The sequence below is a fragment of the Fervidicella metallireducens AeB genome (assembly GCF_000601455.1).
GTDB classification, from domain to species: Bacteria; Bacillota; Clostridia; order Clostridiales; family Caloramatoraceae; genus Fervidicella; species Fervidicella metallireducens.
Map to the genome: position 1 here is coordinate 1 of NZ_AZQP01000003.1, position 19,748 is coordinate 19,748.

Annotated in this window: 17 protein-coding genes and 1 pseudogene; all 18 read right to left on the bottom strand. The window is 32.5% G+C overall.

What is annotated here, in order from left to right; translation table 11 throughout:
- Nucleotides 1-90 precede the first annotated feature (90 nt).
- The 18 genes and pseudogenes from Q428_RS01505 to Q428_RS01585 all read right to left on the bottom strand — a co-directional run bounded on the left by Q428_RS01505 (nt 91) and on the right by Q428_RS01585 (nt 19,717).
- Nucleotides 91-327, bottom strand: coding sequence for a hypothetical protein (locus tag Q428_RS01505; protein WP_035377543.1), 237 nt, complete (start codon nt 325-327; stop codon nt 91-93).
- 29 nt (nt 328-356) lie between these two features.
- Nucleotides 357-2,159, bottom strand: coding sequence for a hypothetical protein (locus Q428_RS01510; protein ID WP_035377544.1), 1,803 nt, complete (start codon nt 2,157-2,159; stop codon nt 357-359).
- 645 nt (nt 2,160-2,804) lie between these two features.
- Nucleotides 2,805-3,776: a TIM barrel protein gene (locus Q428_RS01515; protein WP_035377545.1), complete on the bottom strand. Its 972-nt coding sequence runs from the start codon at nt 3,774-3,776 to the stop codon at nt 2,805-2,807.
- A 49-nt stretch (nt 3,777-3,825) separates the two neighbouring features.
- Entirely contained in the window at nt 3,826-4,866 is a 1,041-nt protein-coding gene (locus Q428_RS01520; RefSeq protein ID WP_051514802.1) for a DUF3048 domain-containing protein, read from the bottom strand.
- 271 nt (nt 4,867-5,137) lie between these two features.
- Nucleotides 5,138-5,644 (bottom strand): nitroreductase family protein, encoded by a 507-nt coding sequence (locus Q428_RS01525; protein ID WP_035377547.1) that lies wholly within the window; start codon nt 5,642-5,644, stop codon nt 5,138-5,140.
- A 17-nt stretch (nt 5,645-5,661) separates the two neighbouring features.
- Complete coding sequence (locus Q428_RS16225; RefSeq protein WP_278244852.1) at nt 5,662-5,787, bottom strand: hypothetical protein; 126 nt, start codon at nt 5,785-5,787, stop codon at nt 5,662-5,664.
- 201 nt (nt 5,788-5,988) lie between these two features.
- The gene (locus tag Q428_RS01530) at nt 5,989-6,210 is read right to left on the bottom strand and encodes a NifU family protein (RefSeq protein WP_035377548.1); all 222 of its coding nucleotides are present in this window, start codon (nt 6,208-6,210) and stop codon (nt 5,989-5,991) included.
- Nucleotides 6,211-6,296: 86 nt separating this feature from the next.
- Complete coding sequence (locus Q428_RS01535; protein WP_035377549.1) at nt 6,297-6,857, bottom strand: nitroreductase family protein; 561 nt, start codon at nt 6,855-6,857, stop codon at nt 6,297-6,299.
- 82 nt (nt 6,858-6,939) lie between these two features.
- The gene (locus Q428_RS01540) at nt 6,940-7,374 is read right to left on the bottom strand and encodes a MarR family winged helix-turn-helix transcriptional regulator (RefSeq protein WP_035377550.1); all 435 of its coding nucleotides are present in this window, start codon (nt 7,372-7,374) and stop codon (nt 6,940-6,942) included.
- A gap of 202 nt (nt 7,375-7,576) precedes the next feature.
- A pseudogene (galT, locus tag Q428_RS01545) lies at nt 7,577-9,108 on the bottom strand (UDP-glucose--hexose-1-phosphate uridylyltransferase).
- 20 nt (nt 9,109-9,128) lie between these two features.
- Nucleotides 9,129-10,577: a DUF6937 domain-containing protein gene (locus Q428_RS01550; RefSeq protein WP_035377552.1), complete on the bottom strand. Its 1,449-nt coding sequence runs from the start codon at nt 10,575-10,577 to the stop codon at nt 9,129-9,131.
- Between the two features lie 27 nt (nt 10,578-10,604).
- On the bottom strand, nt 10,605-12,386 hold the full coding sequence (locus Q428_RS01555) for a glycoside hydrolase family 36 protein (protein ID WP_084478030.1): 1,782 nt from the start codon (nt 12,384-12,386) through the stop codon (nt 10,605-10,607).
- A 38-nt stretch (nt 12,387-12,424) separates the two neighbouring features.
- Entirely contained in the window at nt 12,425-13,807 is a 1,383-nt protein-coding gene (locus Q428_RS01560; RefSeq protein ID WP_051514804.1) for an MFS transporter, read from the bottom strand.
- Between the two features lie 27 nt (nt 13,808-13,834).
- On the bottom strand, nt 13,835-14,494 hold the full coding sequence (locus tag Q428_RS01565; protein WP_035377553.1) for a TetR/AcrR family transcriptional regulator: 660 nt from the start codon (nt 14,492-14,494) through the stop codon (nt 13,835-13,837).
- A 224-nt stretch (nt 14,495-14,718) separates the two neighbouring features.
- The gene (locus tag Q428_RS01570) at nt 14,719-15,336 is read right to left on the bottom strand and encodes a cyclodeaminase/cyclohydrolase family protein (RefSeq protein WP_035377554.1); all 618 of its coding nucleotides are present in this window, start codon (nt 15,334-15,336) and stop codon (nt 14,719-14,721) included.
- Between the two features lie 54 nt (nt 15,337-15,390).
- A complete protein-coding gene (gene hutI, locus Q428_RS01575; RefSeq protein WP_035377556.1) occupies nt 15,391-16,650 on the bottom strand; it encodes an imidazolonepropionase in 1,260 nt (419 codons plus the stop codon).
- 3 nt (nt 16,651-16,653) lie between these two features.
- Nucleotides 16,654-17,550 (bottom strand): glutamate formimidoyltransferase, encoded by an 897-nt coding sequence (gene ftcD, locus Q428_RS01580; RefSeq protein ID WP_341348990.1) that lies wholly within the window; start codon nt 17,548-17,550, stop codon nt 16,654-16,656.
- A gap of 136 nt (nt 17,551-17,686) precedes the next feature.
- The gene (locus tag Q428_RS01585) at nt 17,687-19,717 is read right to left on the bottom strand and encodes a urocanate hydratase (RefSeq protein WP_035377560.1); all 2,031 of its coding nucleotides are present in this window, start codon (nt 19,715-19,717) and stop codon (nt 17,687-17,689) included.
- Nucleotides 19,718-19,748 lie beyond the last annotated feature (31 nt).

Genomic DNA, 19,748 nt, shown 5'->3' on the forward strand with positions numbered 1-19,748 from the left:
CCCGCCAGAGTCTTGCCGTATACAAATTAAAACTACATAAGTATTATATACAGCTCCCTGCTTCATTCCGAGGTGGGGAGTTTTTGACGCTTACTTATCTACTAATGTTACTCTAAACCCGACTTGTGTACTAGACCATGTATATTGAGATCCAGAACTTACTCCCCCACTACCTCCTCCTCCATTATCTCCTCCAATTGGAGGAGTACCTACATTATTACTTCCTGCTAAAACTATTTGATTGAATTGAGTTAGGAGGAGTGATAGTATTATCAATATTGATAATACTATCCTCATCCTCCCCTCTAATTTATTCTTCAATGACATCTATTTTCACCACCCTCTAAATATAGTTATTACTTGTGATCCTGTAAACTTCCTCTGATGTAATCTGGGTCTAGTCCACCTATGACTATTTGATCATTTAAATACCACTCAAACCCAGCCCTGTCCGTGCGCATATTTAATGCCTTTATATCACTATGGGTGCACATATAAACTACTCCTTTGTATAATACTGGTATTTTTCCATGGTTTGAGAAGTTTACTTTATCCTTTGCTACATAATCATCAAACTCTTCCTTTGAAGTTATTACTCGTGCCCCATATGGAAGTTTTATATTTGAATATGGTGAATTTTTACTAGCCGTTACATTACTCTTCTTTGTATTTGTATTTGTTGTCCCTTTCTTAACTGTTTTTGGTGGTGTCTTTTTATTATTTGTGCTTTGTTTAATTTTACTTGTATCTGCCACCTTCTTAGCCTCTGCTAATATCTCTTTCTCTTCTTTTTCTTTTTGTACAAATTTCGCTATCTCTGAATCTGGTATAGCGTTTAATGTAGCTATATCTGTTCCTAAACCCTTTGCTATTTCTGATTTCAATGCATCTATCTCATGTAAACTCTTATTCTCTTTTTTCCACTTAGCCTCATATTCCTTTAACATTTGTTTCACTTCTACTAGTTTCATTCCATTATCCAATGTTTGATATGGGTCTATAATTCCTGTGGTTCCTTTAGGAAGTTCTACCCAGTTTTCTCCATATGCATATCCATCTTCTGTGTATCCTAATACTTTATCCTCTGAATATGCTACATCAAACTTAGACTCATTCATTTTTCCATATTCAATTGTAGTTTTATATCCCTGTATATCATTTACTGCTAGATGTGTGTCAATTACAAGCCTTATTGCCTCTTCCTTTGTTATTGCCTCATCCCATCTTGACTCGTCTCCTCTCATTAAATCAAGACTCTTTGATATTACCATTGCTTTATACATTTCTTCTTGTAAACCTTCATCTGGGTGCTTGAGCATATATGCCAAGGTGTAAAATTGCCACTTTTCCTTTGGTACCCCATTTTCCTTCAACCCTAATTTCTTTACTAAATCCCCTGCATTTTTTGTATCTTTATATCCCTTATCAAAGATTGTAACTTCTTTAAATAAGTCTGGTAAATATTTGTTTACTACTAAGTAAACTGCCTCTGCCCTTGACATTGTTCCTTTATATGATTTTGCATCTAAACTCTTTGTGGTTGTTTGTAACCAACCATAGTCTGCTACACTTTGTGCATAGATGCTTTTATCTGTTTTGCCTCCTATTGCTAATTCAAATAATTTGTCTGACTCTAGTTTCTGTACTGGTGTTTCTGCTTTAAATACCAATGTGTAAAAATCTTCTCTTGTTATTAATTGGTTACCTTTAAATTCTGTTGCTCCTGGTTCATCTAACAGGTTGTAATATGCGTTAATTGAAGCTATTAATGCTGATACGTCTTTTGTGTTTTTTATGTCTGTATATGCCTTTGGTGCTAACTCTTTTATTTTTAAATTATTTTCTGTGTGTAATAAGTATTGTTCCACAAAGACTGAATTTTTTAGTGCATCTGCTAAGGTTGTATTACCATTCCTATCCCCCTCACTATCTACATAAATACAACCAGATTTTCCATTTACCCCATTTTCAGTTACAATGTTTATGTTTAATAACTTGTCAAATTCCCTTCTAAACTCTGGATGTGTTTTTAACTGGTCTAATTGTATCCAGTTTTGAAGGGATTCTTTTTGAATGTCTTGTTTTGTTTTCATAACTCCATAGTTTGGATTTGCCACTTCCAGTGTTATTGTTTGACCTTTATTGATTAAATTAACCATTTCTTTTTGGCTAGCGTTGTACAACCTGTTAATTGTGATGTCATTACTACAAAGGTAATTATTGGTATAACTATTTTTTTAACTAGCATAAATTTACCTGACATGTATATCACTCTCCTCAAAACTCTATAAATTATAATTAAATTTTTATACTAAAATATCTTTAATGTATTTTTATATGCTAATTAGCCTATAAGTACAAAAACAGCCGACAGATTAAATCTAGGTTTTAAATCTAGGTTGACTGCCGTTATTTTATCTTGTCTACATCTGCGTTAATCATCACTAAACTCCAATAAACAAATTAATTTACTCACACAACTACACCTAAAAATTCAAAATCAATTTTACCCCCCCTAATTTCAATTTTGGACAACTTTTTATACTACCTAATATACCCGTAAAATTAATCTGCTTGAGTTTTAACCAGGTATATATTAATATTAAATTCTTTAAATAATATTAAAAAATTTAATATAATACGTTTAATTCCTTAATATGCTTTAACACAGGTTTGGAAAAGTATAAAAAGAAACCAAGACTAAATAAAAACTGGTTTATTGGTGATTTTTCTGATAAACTATTTTTATGAAACATATACTTCACTCCTGTTGTTAAAGTTTTTTCCAAAATAATTTACATACTCTATTTTAAAGCTTTATCTTGAATTGAAATATATTCTTCAAGCTGTGAAAGGCTGCTGCTTAAAAACTCATAGGTCAGATAATCCGGATTAATATACTCAACTAAAGTTCGTACCTTTGGACTGCTAAAAGGCAAATGCCTGTCTATATTGAATATATGATTAAATACCTCACCATAGGCATTGTAAAAATCGAAACTATTAAATTTAACACTTTTATCATTTAAATACTGAAGTATATAATCTCCTGATAAAGAACAATTTAAATGTAATCCTTTTATATGCTGTTTTAAGTCACCAATCTTTCTTATTGTATCAAGAATATACTCTATCCCTTCCTCTTGATTTTTTAAATATGGATTTGTATTCATAAGATGAGCTGTATCAAGCATAAATCCCTTATTAGGATATTCTATCCTGTTTAACAGTTCCTCAACTATTTTCTTATCTAAAAAAGTTAAGCCGGGCCACCATAGGTTTTCCAAAAGAAGAGTTATTTCCGTCTTTATTCCCCTGAAAATTTCGTTTATAAGTTCAATTGCTGCAGTAGCTACATCAAAATCAGAATAGGTAAATTTATGGGTATATGTATGCTCCAGCTGAACATGACTTACATGGAAAACCACATAGTGTGCCCCTGACATAGATGCTTTAGTTATTTCATCTCTGTAGTGTTCGATAATTGTATCCCTTGTCCTTCCACCGTAATATTTCTCAACGTTATCCATAGTCTTAAATTGATTTATTAACTCACAGTTATTTTCTTTCCAAAAATCTAACCATATTGGGAAATATCTAAGATGAACTCCTTTTATGGTGTTTTTAGGTGGTAGTGCCCCATTCCAATTATTAATATTAAGAACTTCAAAGCCATCTAGATTGTTTCTTTTTAAAAAAGCAGTCATTCTTTCAGAATCGTATTCAAATCTTTTCAAATCAGTTGCAAATGTAGATATGTTTATTAATTTTATCAATAGAGTACATCTCCTTTATTACAGTCAATTTCTTCTGCAGTTTGAATATCTATTTTATTTCTATCTTTGCTGAGTGATCCACTATACACCAATGGGTATTTCCTACATTAAAATATACTTGATTTCCCTTTTCATCTGTAATTTTTGTATTTGATTTTACACCTGCTCTGCTCCATTTTATTTTTATGTATTTACCATTGCTTATTAAAAATCCCTCTCCCTTACCTATCAAATCTATATCAATTCTTCCTTTTTCATCATTTCTATAATTAAGTTTTGCAATTTGTATTATTATATTTTTTGCTGTCAGGGGATTATTGTTGTTTTTATCTATTGCAATTTCACCATTCATATATTTTTTATATAAACCATTTTCAAAAATGTAACTTGTTGTATAAAATCCATTAAAAACTATTTTAATATCATTAGCGTTAGTTAAAGTTTCATTCTTCCAAAAATTTTCATCAAATTCCAATCCACTTTGTGGCTGTCTGATATAGTCATTTTTTTCTATTGCCTTTGTAATTCTGTGACTTGATGTATAAAGATTATGGGGTGCTCTTCTTGATCTATCTCTGTAATAATATGGACCATAAGCAAATTCATTTAAACTCATAAGTCCCTTATTTCGTATAGTTTCTAAAGCATCTGGACTTCCTCCGCAATGGGCAAAGGGAAGATTGTATTCTCTGGCAATATCTAAAAAATATGCTCTGATGCTTCTTATTGGTCCTATCTCATCTGCATTGTTCTTATGAAATAAAGCTATAAACCTTGGTATTCCACCCTCAGCCAGTGTTTCAAATAAAATATCAGCACTTGAAAGCCCAGACTGTGGTCTTGCCGCCCTATGATTTTCAACTACAGCCATAAAAGGAATGTTTTTATATGTATCCTCTTCAATTTCTTCACCAGTATATGGAGAAATCATCATCCTTTTTTGTTCTTTTACAACATTATCCTCTTTTACTTTCTGTTCCTCTGATATTGGATTATTTAATTCTGCACTTTCCTGTTTTTTACAAGAAGAAAAACTAAACACCATTAGCACTGTCACCATTATCCATAAGATTCTATGCCACCTTCTCATTATACATACCTCCAGTTTTATCTATAAAAACATTATTCTACAAAAACAGCTAATTTCCTTCTAACTAAATGGCATTCATACTGATGACATATATTTTGTATTCTTAGACTCCCAGGCATAAAAACATCTCCCTTTAAAGTCTACTTTTCAATTAGTATTCCTTTAAGGCAGATGTTAATCATTTGCTCTGAACAACACTTAAGTGTCCCTAGACTTCGAAATCTCATTTATTTGATCTTCTTTGGCAAAATTCTTTTCAACAACTTTTTCCTCAAAACTTTTCAAAATGCACTCTTGTTTCGTCATATCTATCAATAAATTTATTTTCTTCTCCTTCTGCTGGATAACCTAAAGCTATTACACAATAAGGCTTTAAAGTATCTTGTAAATTAAACATTTTTTTCACATAGTTTACCCTGTCTTCTAATGGAGCTACTCCTAACCATACTGCTCCTAATCCTAATTCTACAGCTTCTAATAAAATATTTTGTGCTGCTGCTCCCATATCCTGTTGCCAATTTTCAGGGAATTTCATTCTATCCTCATTTGCTAATAATACAAATGCTACGGGAGCATCTGCGATAAGCTTTGAGTAAGGACTCATTCCCGAAAGCTTTTTTAAATTATCTTTTTCTTGAACAACTATAAACTCCCATGGTTGTTGATTACCTGCTGATGGAGCCTGCATAGCCGCTCTTAGAAGTTTATCAACCTTTTCATTTTCTACTGGTCTATCTTTATATTTTCTTATACTTCTTCTGTTAAATATTACTTTCATAATGTATCACCCCAAACTTATTTTTCCATCTTTCTTTTCATTTCTTCTACTGTTTCTCCTGCAAAACCTAAATTTTCGTCTTCAAGTTCCTTAATTGTTACTGCTGTAGGGTATAATCCAACTACTGATCCAATATTTTTCATTATTTCTCACTCCATTATCCAGTTATTTTTTTACTAGTATTCTACTTTTTTTAAATAACTTTCTCCCCTTTTAATACTTTCCACATCATTTAAAATTTCCTAATAATTTTTCATTCTCATTCTAAATTGAATTTTAAAAAGAGCCTTATATCTAAACAAATTTGTAGATATAAAGCTACTAAAATAAACTGTTTATATTTTTTATACTCCTATAACTTCGTTTACACCATCAACTTCTTGCTTTAAAGTTTGTTCTATAAGCATTTTTAGTGTCATCATAGATCCTGGACAATTACCACAGGCTCCTTGTAATCTTACACTTACAACACCTTCTTCAGTAATATCAACAAGCTCAACATCTCCACCATCTCTTTGAAGTATTGGTCTAATTCTTTCAAGGGATTTATTAACTAACTCCTTCATAATTACCTCCATCTTTTTCTGTTATATCTTGTAATATTCCAATTCCTATTGACATATTATCAGTAAAACACCGTACTAAACTTTTTCTATCTAATATATTGCACTGTATTTTCTCTTCTTGCTGGTGCATTAGTGGTTCTTACATCTTTATATCCAAGTACTATTGCATAATATGGCGTAAATCCTTCTGGAATATTTAATTTTGCTTTATACTCTGCACCCTTTTCACCATTAAATAAAAATCCTACAAATCCATTCCAGCAAGCTCCTATATCTAAAGACTCTGCTGCAATTAACATATTTTCTGATGCTGCTGCACAATCTACCTGAGGCATCATACCATTATCCATTCCAGAAACTATAATCACAGTTGGTGCTCCATAAAAAATATTAAACTTATCATTATTAGCCATTTTTTGAATTAATTCATCTGGGAAATCCTTTGCAGCTTTTTTAGCTTCAACATTCAATTCTTCTATTAATTCTTTATTTTGTATAACTGTAAAATTCCATGTCTGCTGGTTATGTGCACTTGGAGCATATAATCCTGCTTCAATTATAGCCTGTAATTCCTCATCCTTTATTTGCTCAGGCTTAAACTTTCTTGTAGTTCTTCTTTCTCTTATTACTTTTAATGTTTCATTCATATTAAAAACCCCTTCTCACTAATTTTTATTATTCTTAATATTGTTCGTACGAATACGAATTATTTATTCATAAAAAATGCTTTTACAGCATTTTTTCAACATTAATTAAACATTTATCAATATTTTCTTCAAAAGTTTGCCTTTCATTATTATCAAAATTATATAGCGCTAAATCTAAAAATTCAGCTTCTATATTTTCAAGAGTTTTTTTTATATCTATAGCTTCTTTAGTTAAACTAATATATACACTTCTTTTATCCTCAGAGCACATACATTTTTTAATTAATCCTATGTTTTCATATCTATTTATAATATCAGACAAAGAGGATTTTGATATTTCCCATGTATTTGATATTTCATTAAATAATAATGGACTACCATCTTCAGGAAGTATATAAAACAATGGAATATGATTTTGTAATATTGGTAAACCTTTTTCTTTTATTTTTTGGGAAACAAATTTTTTAGCATTAGAACTAATTTCATTTATCTTACCAATTATGCACTTCTTGTTCATTATCTCACCTTCATTCGTTCGAGTACGAATAAATAGTACCATTTTTATTCTTCTTTGTCAATACTTTTGATATTATTCTAACATATATGGGGACATTTAAGTATTCTTCTGTTTATACTATCAATTTACTTCATTATATGACAATACTGTCCCCTGTAATATAAAAAGAGGATATACAAATTTATATCCTCTTCTTTCTGAACTATTCTTTACTGTCCCTATTTACTGATTCCATGAATTTGTCAAAGGCATTTTGTCCCTCAACATCTCTTTTAAATACTCCTGAATCCTCAAGTACCTTTAAAAACTTTTGCCCTATCTCATTTTTTAAAACCTCTTCCACCTGGTCATGCATAAGGGGTCCATACTTTCTGTTTATTTCTATTGCCCATTCCTTGTGCTTTATTAACTTCTCATTTTTATCAATTTCTAGGAGTTTATGAGGGTTAACTAAATAATCAGTTAGTTCTTTAAACTCATTATTTAATCTTGCAGGTAATACTGCTAATCCCATAACTTCAATTAAACCTATATTTTCCTTTTTTATATGATGCAGTTCCTGATGTGGATGAAAAATTCCATATGGATATTCTTCAGATGTCCTGTTATTTCTAAGGACTAAATCTAATTGAAATCTTCCATCTACCATCCTGGCAATAGGTGTTACAGTATTATGTGGTATTCCATTTGTATGGGAAATAATCCCGGCATCTACATCAGAATAATTTTTCCATTTTAAATAAATTTGATAGGCACTTTCTATTAAATCACATTTTTCCACAGCTTCTAATCGAATAACAGACATAGGCCATTTAATTCTATAACCTTTGACCTTTTTACCATAACCTATGGCATACTCTTTTTCCACTGGAGCCTTTGTCATGGCAAACTCATAATTACCTCCCTGAAAATGATCATGGGACAAAATCGAACCACCAACTATTGATAAATCAGCATTAGAGCCAATGAAATAATGAGGAAATTGTTCCACAAAATCTAATAGACGGCAAAAGGTTTCTCGTGATATTTTCATTGGCTCGTGTTCTCCCTTAAAAACTATACAGTGCTCATTATAGTAAACATAAGGTGAATATTGAAAAAACCAATTTTCATTATTTATAGTAATTGGTATAATTCTATGGTTTTGTCTTGCTGGATGATTTATTCTTCCAGAATAGCCTTCATTTTCTTTGCAAAGCAGACATTTGGGGTAAGAAGTTGTTTTTAAATTTTTTTCTGCAGCAATAGCCCTAGGATCCTTTTCTGGCTTTGATAAATTAATAGTAATATCCAGTTCACCATATTCCGTTTGGGTTTTCCATTTCATATCTTTGGCTATCCTGTCAGTTCTAATATAGTTTGAAGCTTTGCTTAAATTATAAAAATAATCTGTTGCTTCCTTCTTATCTCTCCTATAAATATTGAAGAACGTTGAAATTATTTCTGAAGGTCTTCCTATTAAACATCCCATAATCTTTGTGTCAAATAAGTCCCAGGCGTCAACTCCATCATCCAATAATAAGCCTTTTGTAAAGCCCACTTAAGCATATTCCTGAGTATTGGTTCAGGGGAAGATAATTCTTCAGTATTAATATAAACTTCATTTATGTCCTCTAAGCCTAACACTTCCATTATTTTATTTCTTGTATAAACCACGTCTTCTTTATGAATTAGTTTCTTCTCTAAGCCATATTGCAGTAACCTTTCAATTTCATATGAAATGTCTACATCCATAACCTATCCCCCAGTCTATGCTAGTTTTTAACAGCCAGTTCTACCGCCTTATACGCTCCATTATATATTCCGATTTTATTAGCCTTCAAAATATTGTTTACCAGCATTGTAAGTATTTCGTCGCCATTTATCATTAAATCAAGCATCTGTAATGCTCTTTCCGTGGTTTCACATTCAATTGTTCCATCCCCAACTTCTGCAGCCCTTACTGCCCCCCAGGCTTCATGGCCTCCTACCCTCTTTATAAGAAGCTTGGGTATTGGATAAAATGATAATTCACTTGGTTTTGTAATAATTATATCAGATGATCTCATAAGAAGGTTTGTTGCATATACTGCAGCAAAAATATCCTTATTATAGAAGGCATGGATACCTGTGATATCACTGTTTAATGCTTTTTCTGCAAAATCCCAGGTTTTATTCCAATCATCAAAATATTTCTCACTCATTGACTCTAATGCAGGAATTTCCTGAGATATACCTTCCCATACAGCCTTATGATCTCCAACATTAATGTATAGAACTGCCTTATTTTTATTCACAAGGGGAATTATTTTCTTTATGAGTTCAACAAATATCTCCTTTTGTGCCCCCGCACCGCCAACAGTAAGAAGTATTCTTTTTGCACCTTTGTTCTTTATACGTTCTAATCTTTTTTCACAATCCTTCTCTAAATTAACTACAAGCTCATGGTCAATATAATGGCCTACCTCATATATTTCCCCTTCTGGAATAGGCTTTAAAATTTTCTTACCATCCATACCCTTAAGTGTTTTATATCCTAAAAATGATGAAGGTGTCTGAACTGTATGAATTGAACCCTCAGCAAGATGTAATGCCATTGGCCAATTGTCTGGTATTACATTAACAACTCTCTTTAAACCTGCATGAATAGCTGCCTGAGCTGGCCATACATGTGTAGCCACAAAGGGTATATCCTTTGGTAATTCTTTGTATATTGGCGTCATTAATTCCGAAACCTTCTGATCCATAGCATTATAGGAAAGCTTTTTAAATCCCTCTGAATTTAAAGGTTCCCAGTAATATTTATTAAATAGTGGATATTTTTGGGACCATCTTGAACCCATAGAATAGAGTGAATTTAAATGTGCTATAACCTTTCCACCTGTTGTTTGACTATATGAGTGTAAATCAAACCAATATGGAGTATAACCCATTGAATATGCAGCTGAAGCTATTGCCATAGAAATTCTATAATGACCAAAACCCATTCTGATATTTCCAATTACTATTCCCTTGCTAGTATCTATTTTTTCCGAACCACTTCCAATTTCAATATTCTTTATTCCTAAAAAAGGATATAATGTTTTATTTTCTGTTACTGTCAGATTATATGTTGTATTTGAGTCATCGCCAAATTTTTTAATATATTTTTTCTTGTTTCTAACTGCCTTTTTATATACTTTATCAGAAACCTCGTTCCCAAAAATAAATTTTGACTTCTCCATCCCTAAATCTCCCTTAAAATTTATTGCTTAAAAATTGATTATAAATACTATACTTCTGTGTGGCTGTATCTTAATTATTTTTTCATTAACTAAATACCTATCATCCCTACGTATCAAATTTCCTTTGAACTTACTATTGTATTCCACTGTAGAATTTGATAGGTTAATAAGCATCAAATAACTGTTTTTATCTTCAGTATAAACTACCTCAACTAAACCATTCCTATAAAACTCTTTCTTTTCAATTGTCCTATTTTTTAAGTTTATAATATCATCAAAGGTCCTATTCTTTTTAATATCATAATCCCTAATATTATCAGATGTGAATATCAGGCTTCCAAAAACACTGTTTACTGTAGCTAGGGTCTCTTTCTCTGTTTCAGTAAGCTTTATATTGTTGTTCCTCAATAAAAATACATCTGGGTCATTCAAAAAAGCTCTGCCATTTAAGTGATGCCTTCCTATAGAATTTCTGATTGCATTTAATGTTGAAATTCTTTCTCTGTGAAGTAATCTCATATAGAATTTATCATCCCAATCCAATCCTACATCGCATCCTATTCTGCAGTAATCAACTTTTCCAAATGCAGGCCCTAAAGGAACTCCACAGCCAAGTATAAGCTTATCCATTGCACATTCCCTTAAAAATTCCATTGCCTCAGTCATTATTTGTCCTCTTGTTTTATCCCTTCTAGGAACAAGGCATACAGAATATAGGAAGTCAAGTTTAACCATATCAAAGCCCCATTCTTCTAAAACAACTGAAAAAACTCTCCTTATATAATCTCTTACTTCCTGATTATAAATATCCAGTGCATAAAATTTACTCCAATTGCTGCCTCCAACAACAAATTCCCCGCTACTATCCTTTAGAATCCAATCTTTTTTTCCTTTAAAAATTTCTGAATTTGTTTCACATACAAAGGGGGCAAGCCAAATACCTGCCTTATATCCTTTTACTTTTATAGCATCTGCTATATATTTCATCCCCTTAGGAAATTTATCTTTATCTACTGAAAGCCAATCTCCAACTGCTGTTTGATACCCATCATCAATCTGAAAAATATTTATTTTTTTCTCTAAATTTTTAAAGTTATTTAAATTGTCTATAATGATATCTTCATTTATATTTTGATAATAATTGTACCAACTCGTCCATCCAGTCATAGGTTTCAACTTAGGTTTACTTATTCCCATTAAGTTAAAATATTCATCAAAGACTTCATTTTCTAATCCCTTAAGCCATACGATTTCAAATGGAGTATACTTTTTATCTATCCAAAGTCCATTGCAATCCTTTTTAATTAGTATTTTATTGTTTTTAACATTCTCCTCAATTATGGTAAATCCATTCCTCTCTGATAATGAACCAATTAAATCAATGATTTTACCATTTCTAATATAGGAATAAGTATATCCATGAAAAATTCCTTTTTTCCCCGAATACTTACGAAAAGAATAATCCCCATATTTATCAAAATAATATCTTTTCATTAAAGGTTTGGCCAATTTTGATATGTTATTAAGCTTTTCATCAATAAAAAATTCTCTACTATCTGTCCATGATTGATAACCATTAACAAATATCCTATCGCTACTGGTGAAGATAAAATCTTTACATATAAAAAGGTTTTCAATCATTATTTCTTTATATGGTTCAATTGATAACACTAGTTTCTCATTATTACCAATTTTATCTATCTTAAATTCAGCCCTGAAATCCTTATTGGAAAAGTTGTCCTTAAATACAACTGAATTCAATTCTCCATCTAAATAATAGCTAAAATTTATTTCAATAGGATAAAACATAATCTATACCCCGTTTTCAAAAATTATAGTTTCAGATTTTATATATTCATGTCTTTTTCTTTCTTTGCTTCCTTAGATGATATTCCCTTAATAATCTTCTCTTCGTTGTACATCAATAAAAACACTAAACCAAGTCCGCAAAATACAGCAGCAAAGGCTGCAGTTAATCTTATTCCCAATTCATTACTGCCGTTCCTTTTCAAAAGAAGGAGTGAACTAAGAACAAGCATTGATAACATCTGCCCTATCTTTGACATAAATGTACGTGTTCCAAAAAACATTGCTTCTCTTCTTACACCTGTATGCTGTGCGTCATATTCAGCAATATCTGCTACAACAGCATTTGGTAGAATACCAAATACAGCCATAGGAATGGAGCCTAAAATTACCAAAATATATGCTTGTAGTGTTGTTGAAATAGGTAATTTTCCAAGGAAGAATCCATATACATATACAATTATGAATATGAAGAATGCTACAACCATAAGCTTTTTCTTTCCAAGTTTCTTTGCAGCAAAATTAACAGGGACATAGAAAATAAAAGATCCTACCCCAAGAAGTACTAACAGTATACCTAGCATATCTTCCGGTTTATCAAGTAATATAGTGATATAATATAAAAGAGCATTCTGGAACATTGTGAGGGCTATCCAATATATTAAATCAGAAACAACAAATACTGTGAATTCCTTATTTTTAAATGTTGCCTTTATGGAATCCATCATTTTAAGCTCTGAAGGAACTGATTCACAATATTTCTTTTCATCAATTGAAAATACTGGTATCAATAAAAATATGAGAGCAATAAATGCCAGTATAGAAAAGGCTATTCTTATTGATGTTTCTTTACTGTATCCCATATTTAAAAATATATTCCATAGAGAAGGTGCCTGTGAAGCAACTGCAAATCCTAAAAACCAAGTAACTGAGATATATGTTGAAAGATTTAGCCTTTCTTCAGGTGTATGGCCTAATTCTGATAGAAGTGCAAAATAAGGGGTTACATACATTGTTAAAAATAAATAGAAGAGTAAAAGAGTTATAGCAAGAAATACTGCATTAATGACACTTTCTCCCTTCACAGGAGTCCAGAAGACCAAGACAGTAAATATTGCAAAGGGTATAGCTGATTTTTGCATAAATGAAATTCTTCTTCCTTTTTTAGATCTGCATCTATCACTTAATGTTGCAATCCATGGATCTGTTATAGCATCAAAAAACCTTCCTAACATTGTTATCAAACCTATAATTGTTAAAAATCCAAAAAATACTATCTGTGGAATCACTGCCTGAATTCCCGATTTCCCTGTTGGAATATAATAAAATACCAAATATGTGTTTATAATCCCCGCTAAAAGCGACCATCCAAATTGACCTAATGAATATGCAATTTGTTTTGAAACTGGTAATCTTTCCTTCATTTTTATCCCCCTCAAATTATATTAAAATTAATTACAAATATAGTTCATTGCCATGTCAATTAACAGACTTAATTGCTCCCTTCCTTTAACCTCACTGTCACTTTTAAGAACTGCTCCCCTGAGTATCAGTTTTTGACATAAACTCATTAAAGAATGTGTTATAGTTATATAAAAATCATTACTATTAATTTGTTTTTTAATTGTCCCATCCTCCTTTCCCTTTTCTATGGAACTTAGAATTAAAGACTTTAGAGTAATTATGTTCTTTTCATACTCCTCAAGCTTATCTGTTGAAATCTTCTGATTAACAATGTAGTTATCAAAGTTTTCTAAAAAGACTATTGTTTCAGAGTGATTTTCATATATGTCTATGAAGGAGCTTAATACTTTTCTAACCCTCTCACTGCCACTTAATTTTAGAAAATTTTCTTCATAAAATTCATTATAAAAATTGTTTACCTCTTCCCTCCATAGCCAAGTTGCTGCTTCTACTATAAGGTCTGTCTTAGTTTTAAAATATCTGTATACAGAAGCTATTCCTACTTCAGCTTTTAATGCTACATCTGTCATTTTTGTATTTTCAATACCCTTTTCTTTAAAAACCTCTACCGCTGCCGCTACAACTTCCTCCTTTCTCTTTTCTTTTTGCTCATCTAGTTCCTGTTTTCGCTTATCCTTTAAATTCAACTGTGTGCAACTCCTTTTTTGTTGTTATATTTTGAATTATCTTAAAATACTTTTGATAGTTAAACTATCATCTTAATATATATTATATCATCCGTAAAATTCCAATTCAAGCTGCAAACTAAAAGGCTGTAGTATTAGCAACTAAAAATGCTAATGCCACAGCCTTTATTATTATCACTATTTGTTATTTACTTGTATAATTTATCAAAAATTTCATTTTAAATTTATAATACAACCTTTGCTAAAATATTCTTTTCTACTTCAACCACTTTAGTTTCAAGTTCATTAACTTCCTTTGAAACCTTTTCTACAAACTCCACATCTTTAATGGAACCAAGATTTATTTTCACGTTATAAAGAGCTGATAATACTGCAGTTCTTGCCATCATTGCAGCTACTGCACCATCTGTTACTGCGTTTTTATTTCCCTTTTCAACTACCTTTTCTATATGTTCCATCATGCTGAAGGCTTCCTTTGCAACCTTTAAAGGAACAAGAGCTGCTTCCTTTGTATTTTCCTGTATAGCTGCACTTCTGGCTGCTTTTTCCTCATCTGTATTCTTAGGCAATTTAAATGCATCCATAACTTTATTGAAGGCATCTGAATCTCTGTCAATATCTTCAATAAAACTTTCTCTCAATCTGAAAGCTGCCTTTGCAACTTCTTCCATTTCAGCTGTTACATCTTCATAACCCTTTTTACCTATTGTCAGGTTTGCAACCATTTCAGTTAAAGCAGCTGCTGCACCAGCACTTAAAGCTGCAATACTTCCACCTCCCGGAACCGGTGAGTTTGAAGCTGTCTGAGCTAGAAACTCCTTTACATTCATATCTGCCAACATAATATTTCCTCCTCTGAATAACTCATATTATACTGAATTTCAATATTTAAGTTACTATTTTTCTTTATCAAATACAAGCTGTCCCTTCTTAATAACCTTTTCTACAATACTTACTCCAATATGATATGGTAAAAATTTATAAGATGGGTTTTCAAGAATTATAATATCTCCCTGCTTGCCTATATCTATACTACCGATTTTATCAGCCCTGTCAATGGCTGCTGCTCCGTTTATTGTAAGTGCTGTTATTATTTCTTCAATGCTCATATTCATATGCAATGCTGCAAGGGCAATTACAAGAGGTATCGATTCAGTGAAGCAGCTTCCTGGGTTGAAATCTGTTGCAAGGGCAACTGCACAACCCTTATCTATCATATATCTGCCCCTTGCAAATTCTTCCTTTAAGCTGAATGCTGTACATGGAAGGAGGGTTGCCACTACTTTTGCCTTTGCCATATCAGCTATCCCTTTATCTGAAGCCTGAAGTAAATGATCTGCAGATACAGCACCAATCTCAGCTGCCAATTCTGCGCCACCTAATTGAACTATTTCATCAGCGTGTATCTTAGTCTTCATTCCCAACTCTTTTGCTTTGTTTAAAAGCCTTCTTGACTGTTCCACCGTAAACACATTCTTTTCACAGAATATATCACAAAACTCAGCAAGATCTCTTTCAACTACTGTTGGTAAAACCTTTTCTATTATAAAATCAATAAATTCATCTTCCCTGCCTTTATATTCCTTTGGAACTGCATGGGCACCTAAAAAAGTCTTTGCTATCTCTATTGGATGAACCTTTTCAAGTTCGTTCATAACTTCAAGCTGCTTTATTTCTGTATCATAATCAAGCCCATAGCCGCTTTTTCCTTCTACTGTTGTAACACCAAAGGAGAGCATTGAATTCAACCTTTTTAACCCTATTTTAAATAGTTCTTCCTTTGAAGCCTCAGCTGTTGCTCTGACGGAATTTACAATTCCCCCTCCACGCTGCATAATTTCCATGTAACTGTCCCCTCTAAGTCTCCATGAAAATTCCTCAGCCCTGTTTCCTCCAAATACAAAGTGGGTATGGGAATCAACAAAGCCAGGTAAAACAGCTTTTCCGCTGGCATCTATGACTTCATAATCATTTTCATCATAATTATTAAGTATTTCCTCTGTTGCACCAACAGCCTTTATTATTCCTTCTTCTATTACAACAGCTCCATTAAAAATCAGATGTAAATCAGACATCTCAACTCCTGCTTTAGCCTTAAAACCACTGCAGGTTACAAGTTCATTAGCATTTTTTATAATTAAATTACCCTTTTTCATAGCCTACTCCATAATTCTTGTTTCTAAAACTTGATCCATTGAAAAATCTTCAACACCAAGGTAGTAAACTGCAGTATCTATTAATGCTTCCATTGGTACAAGTCCTATAATCTCGCTGCCAACTATGTTTACACCATATCTTTTAGCTTCTATTCTTATAAGTTCAAAGGCTCTATATAATGAAGTCTTTGTATAGTCTGTCATATTCATAGATACCTGTACGATTCCTCTGTCAGACAGTTCAATTCCTATAGCCTTACAGAATCTAAGTCCTCCGCTTATGTGTCTTACACACTTAGCTATTTTATTTGCAATCTCAAGATTATTTGTATCTAAGTTTACATTAAAGGCAACAAGTGGCATTCTAGCTCCAACCGCAGTAACACCGGCTGTAGGATGAATTTCTGCTGGTCCAAAATCCGGAGTCCATTCAGGTGATTTAATCTTTTCAGCCATTCCTTCAAATTCGCCTTTTCTTATTGTTGCAAGATTTTCTCTTTGTGGATCTGTTGCAGCCTTTTCATATAGGAAAATTGGAAGGTTGTACTTCTCTGATGCAATTTTAGCAACCTCCTTAGCAAGTTCAACTGCTTCTGTCATGCTTATGTTCTTTATTGGTATAAATGGAACAACGTCAATTGCTCCCATTCTTGGATGCTGTCCCTGATGCTTAGTCATGTCGATTACTTCAATTGCAACTCCCATAGCTTCAATAACTGCATCTTTAACTGCTTCTGGTTCTCCAACTACAGTTACAACTACCCTGTTATGATCCTCATCTCTCTTGTAGTCTAAAAGCTTTACTCCATTCTTTCCTCTGAATGGATTTACTATTTTTTCAATTTTTTCTAAATCTCTACCCTCACTAAAGTTAGGTACACACTGTACAATTTTATTCATTCCCATAATCAACACCATCCCTTAATTGTTTTATATTTAATAATTTTCAGTCTTTTCAATATATGGACAGATATGCATGAAACTTTTATCCCCTGCATATCTGTCTTTTAAGATAACGGAGGTTCTTCTAATATAGTTATTTTCCTTCAAAAAGCTTTTCTACTAATCCCTTTACCAGATTATCATCAGCAATATATGGAATTGTAATATGATCAGTTCCCTTATTCAATTCATTGTATTCCATACTTGTTGTCATAGCATTAACATTTCTAGCCCAGTTTCTTCTAGCAACGCCACCCATAACATCCCAAAGCATTGCCTGTTTTATTATCTCATCTACCCTGTGGCTTCCGTCAAGTACAAGGCCAAATCCACCGTTGATAGATTTACCTATTCCAACTCCGCCACCGTTATGAAGTGCAATAAGGCTCATACCCCTTGCTGCATTTCCAGCAAAACATTGAGTTGCCATGTCAGCCATAACATTACTTCCGTCTTTTATGTTAGAAGTTTCTCTGAATGGTGAATCTGTACCGCTTACGTCATGATGGTCACGACCAAGCATAATTGGGCCAACCTCTCCACGTCTTACCATTTCATTGAATTTAAGTGCTATCTTCATTCTACCATAAGCATCCTGATATAATATTCTAGCCTGTGTTCCAACTACTAATGCGTTTTTCTCTGCATCTCTTATCCAAACATAGTTATCTCTGTCCTGTGCCCTTCTTGTTGGATCTATACATTCCATAGCAGCATGATCAGTTTTTATTAAATCCTCATGTTTTCCACTTAAACATACCCATCTAAATGGTCCATAGCCATAATCAAATAACTCTGGTCCCATAATATCTTCAACATATGATGGGAAAATAAATCCATCCTTTTCGTCAACTCCATTTTTGGAAATTTCCTTAACTCCTGCGTCATAAACCGCCTTCATAAATGAGTTACCATAATCAAAGAAATATGTTCCTCTATCAACTAATGTTTTAATTAATTCAAAATGCCTTCTTAGTGTTTTATCTACTAATTTAACAAAGGTTTCCTTGTCCTCTTTTAACAGTCTTGTTCTCTCTTCAAATGTTATTCCCTGTGGACAATAACCACCTTCATATGCAGCATGGCATGATGTCTGATCTGATAGTAGTTCAATTTTTATGTTGTTTTCTACTGCATACTCTAATAAATCAACTATATTTCCATAATATGCAATGGACATTGGCTCCCTTTTGTCGATATATTCCTGAGCTATTTCAAATGCTTCCTTTGCGCTGTCTGTAATCTTTGTTACCCAACCCTGTTTATGTCTTGTTTCTATTCTTGAATAATCAACTTCTGCAATAATTCCAACACCATTTGCAATTTCAATAGCCTTAGGCTGAGCACCACTCATTCCTCCAAGACCTGAGGTTACAAATAGTCTACCTCTTAAATCCTCATCTGGTCCTATTCCAAGTTTCATTCTTCCTGCATTTAAAATTGTGTTGAAGGTACCATGAACTATACCTTGAGGTCCAATATACATCCAACCACCGGCAGTCATTTGACCATAGTTTGCAACACCCATCTGAGCTGCAACATGAAAATCCTTGGAATTATCAAACATACCAACCATTAAACCATTTGTAATAATTACCCTTGGGGCACTTGGATGAGATTTAAATAATCCAAGTGGATGTCCTGATTCTATAACCAGAGTTTGATCCTGTGTTAATTCCTCAAGGTATTTTTTTATAAGTCTGTATTGCATCCAGTTCTGACAAACCTGACCTGTTTCACCATAGGTTACAAGTTCATATGGATAAAGTGCAATTTCAAAATCAAGGTTATTATCAATCATTACTTGAAATGCTTTTCCTTCTATGCATTTCCCTTTATATTCGTCTATTGGTTTAGCCTTTATATTCCCCTCTGGTCTAAATCTATACCCATATATTCTGCCTTTAGTTTTAAGCTCCTCTAAAAACTCTGGAGCTAAGATTTCATGATATTTTTCCGGAATGTATCTTAATGCATTTTTAAGTGCTACCTCTGTTTGTTGAGGTGTTAAATTAAACCCTCTATCTGGTGCTCTTCTTATTCCCTCAACAAATTCAGGCATCTTTGGCAGTTCATCATCAAGTTTAATAGTCATTGCCTTTGAAATGTCAATGTTATTTAGCATATTAATCCCCCTTTTTGAAAAATTACTATAT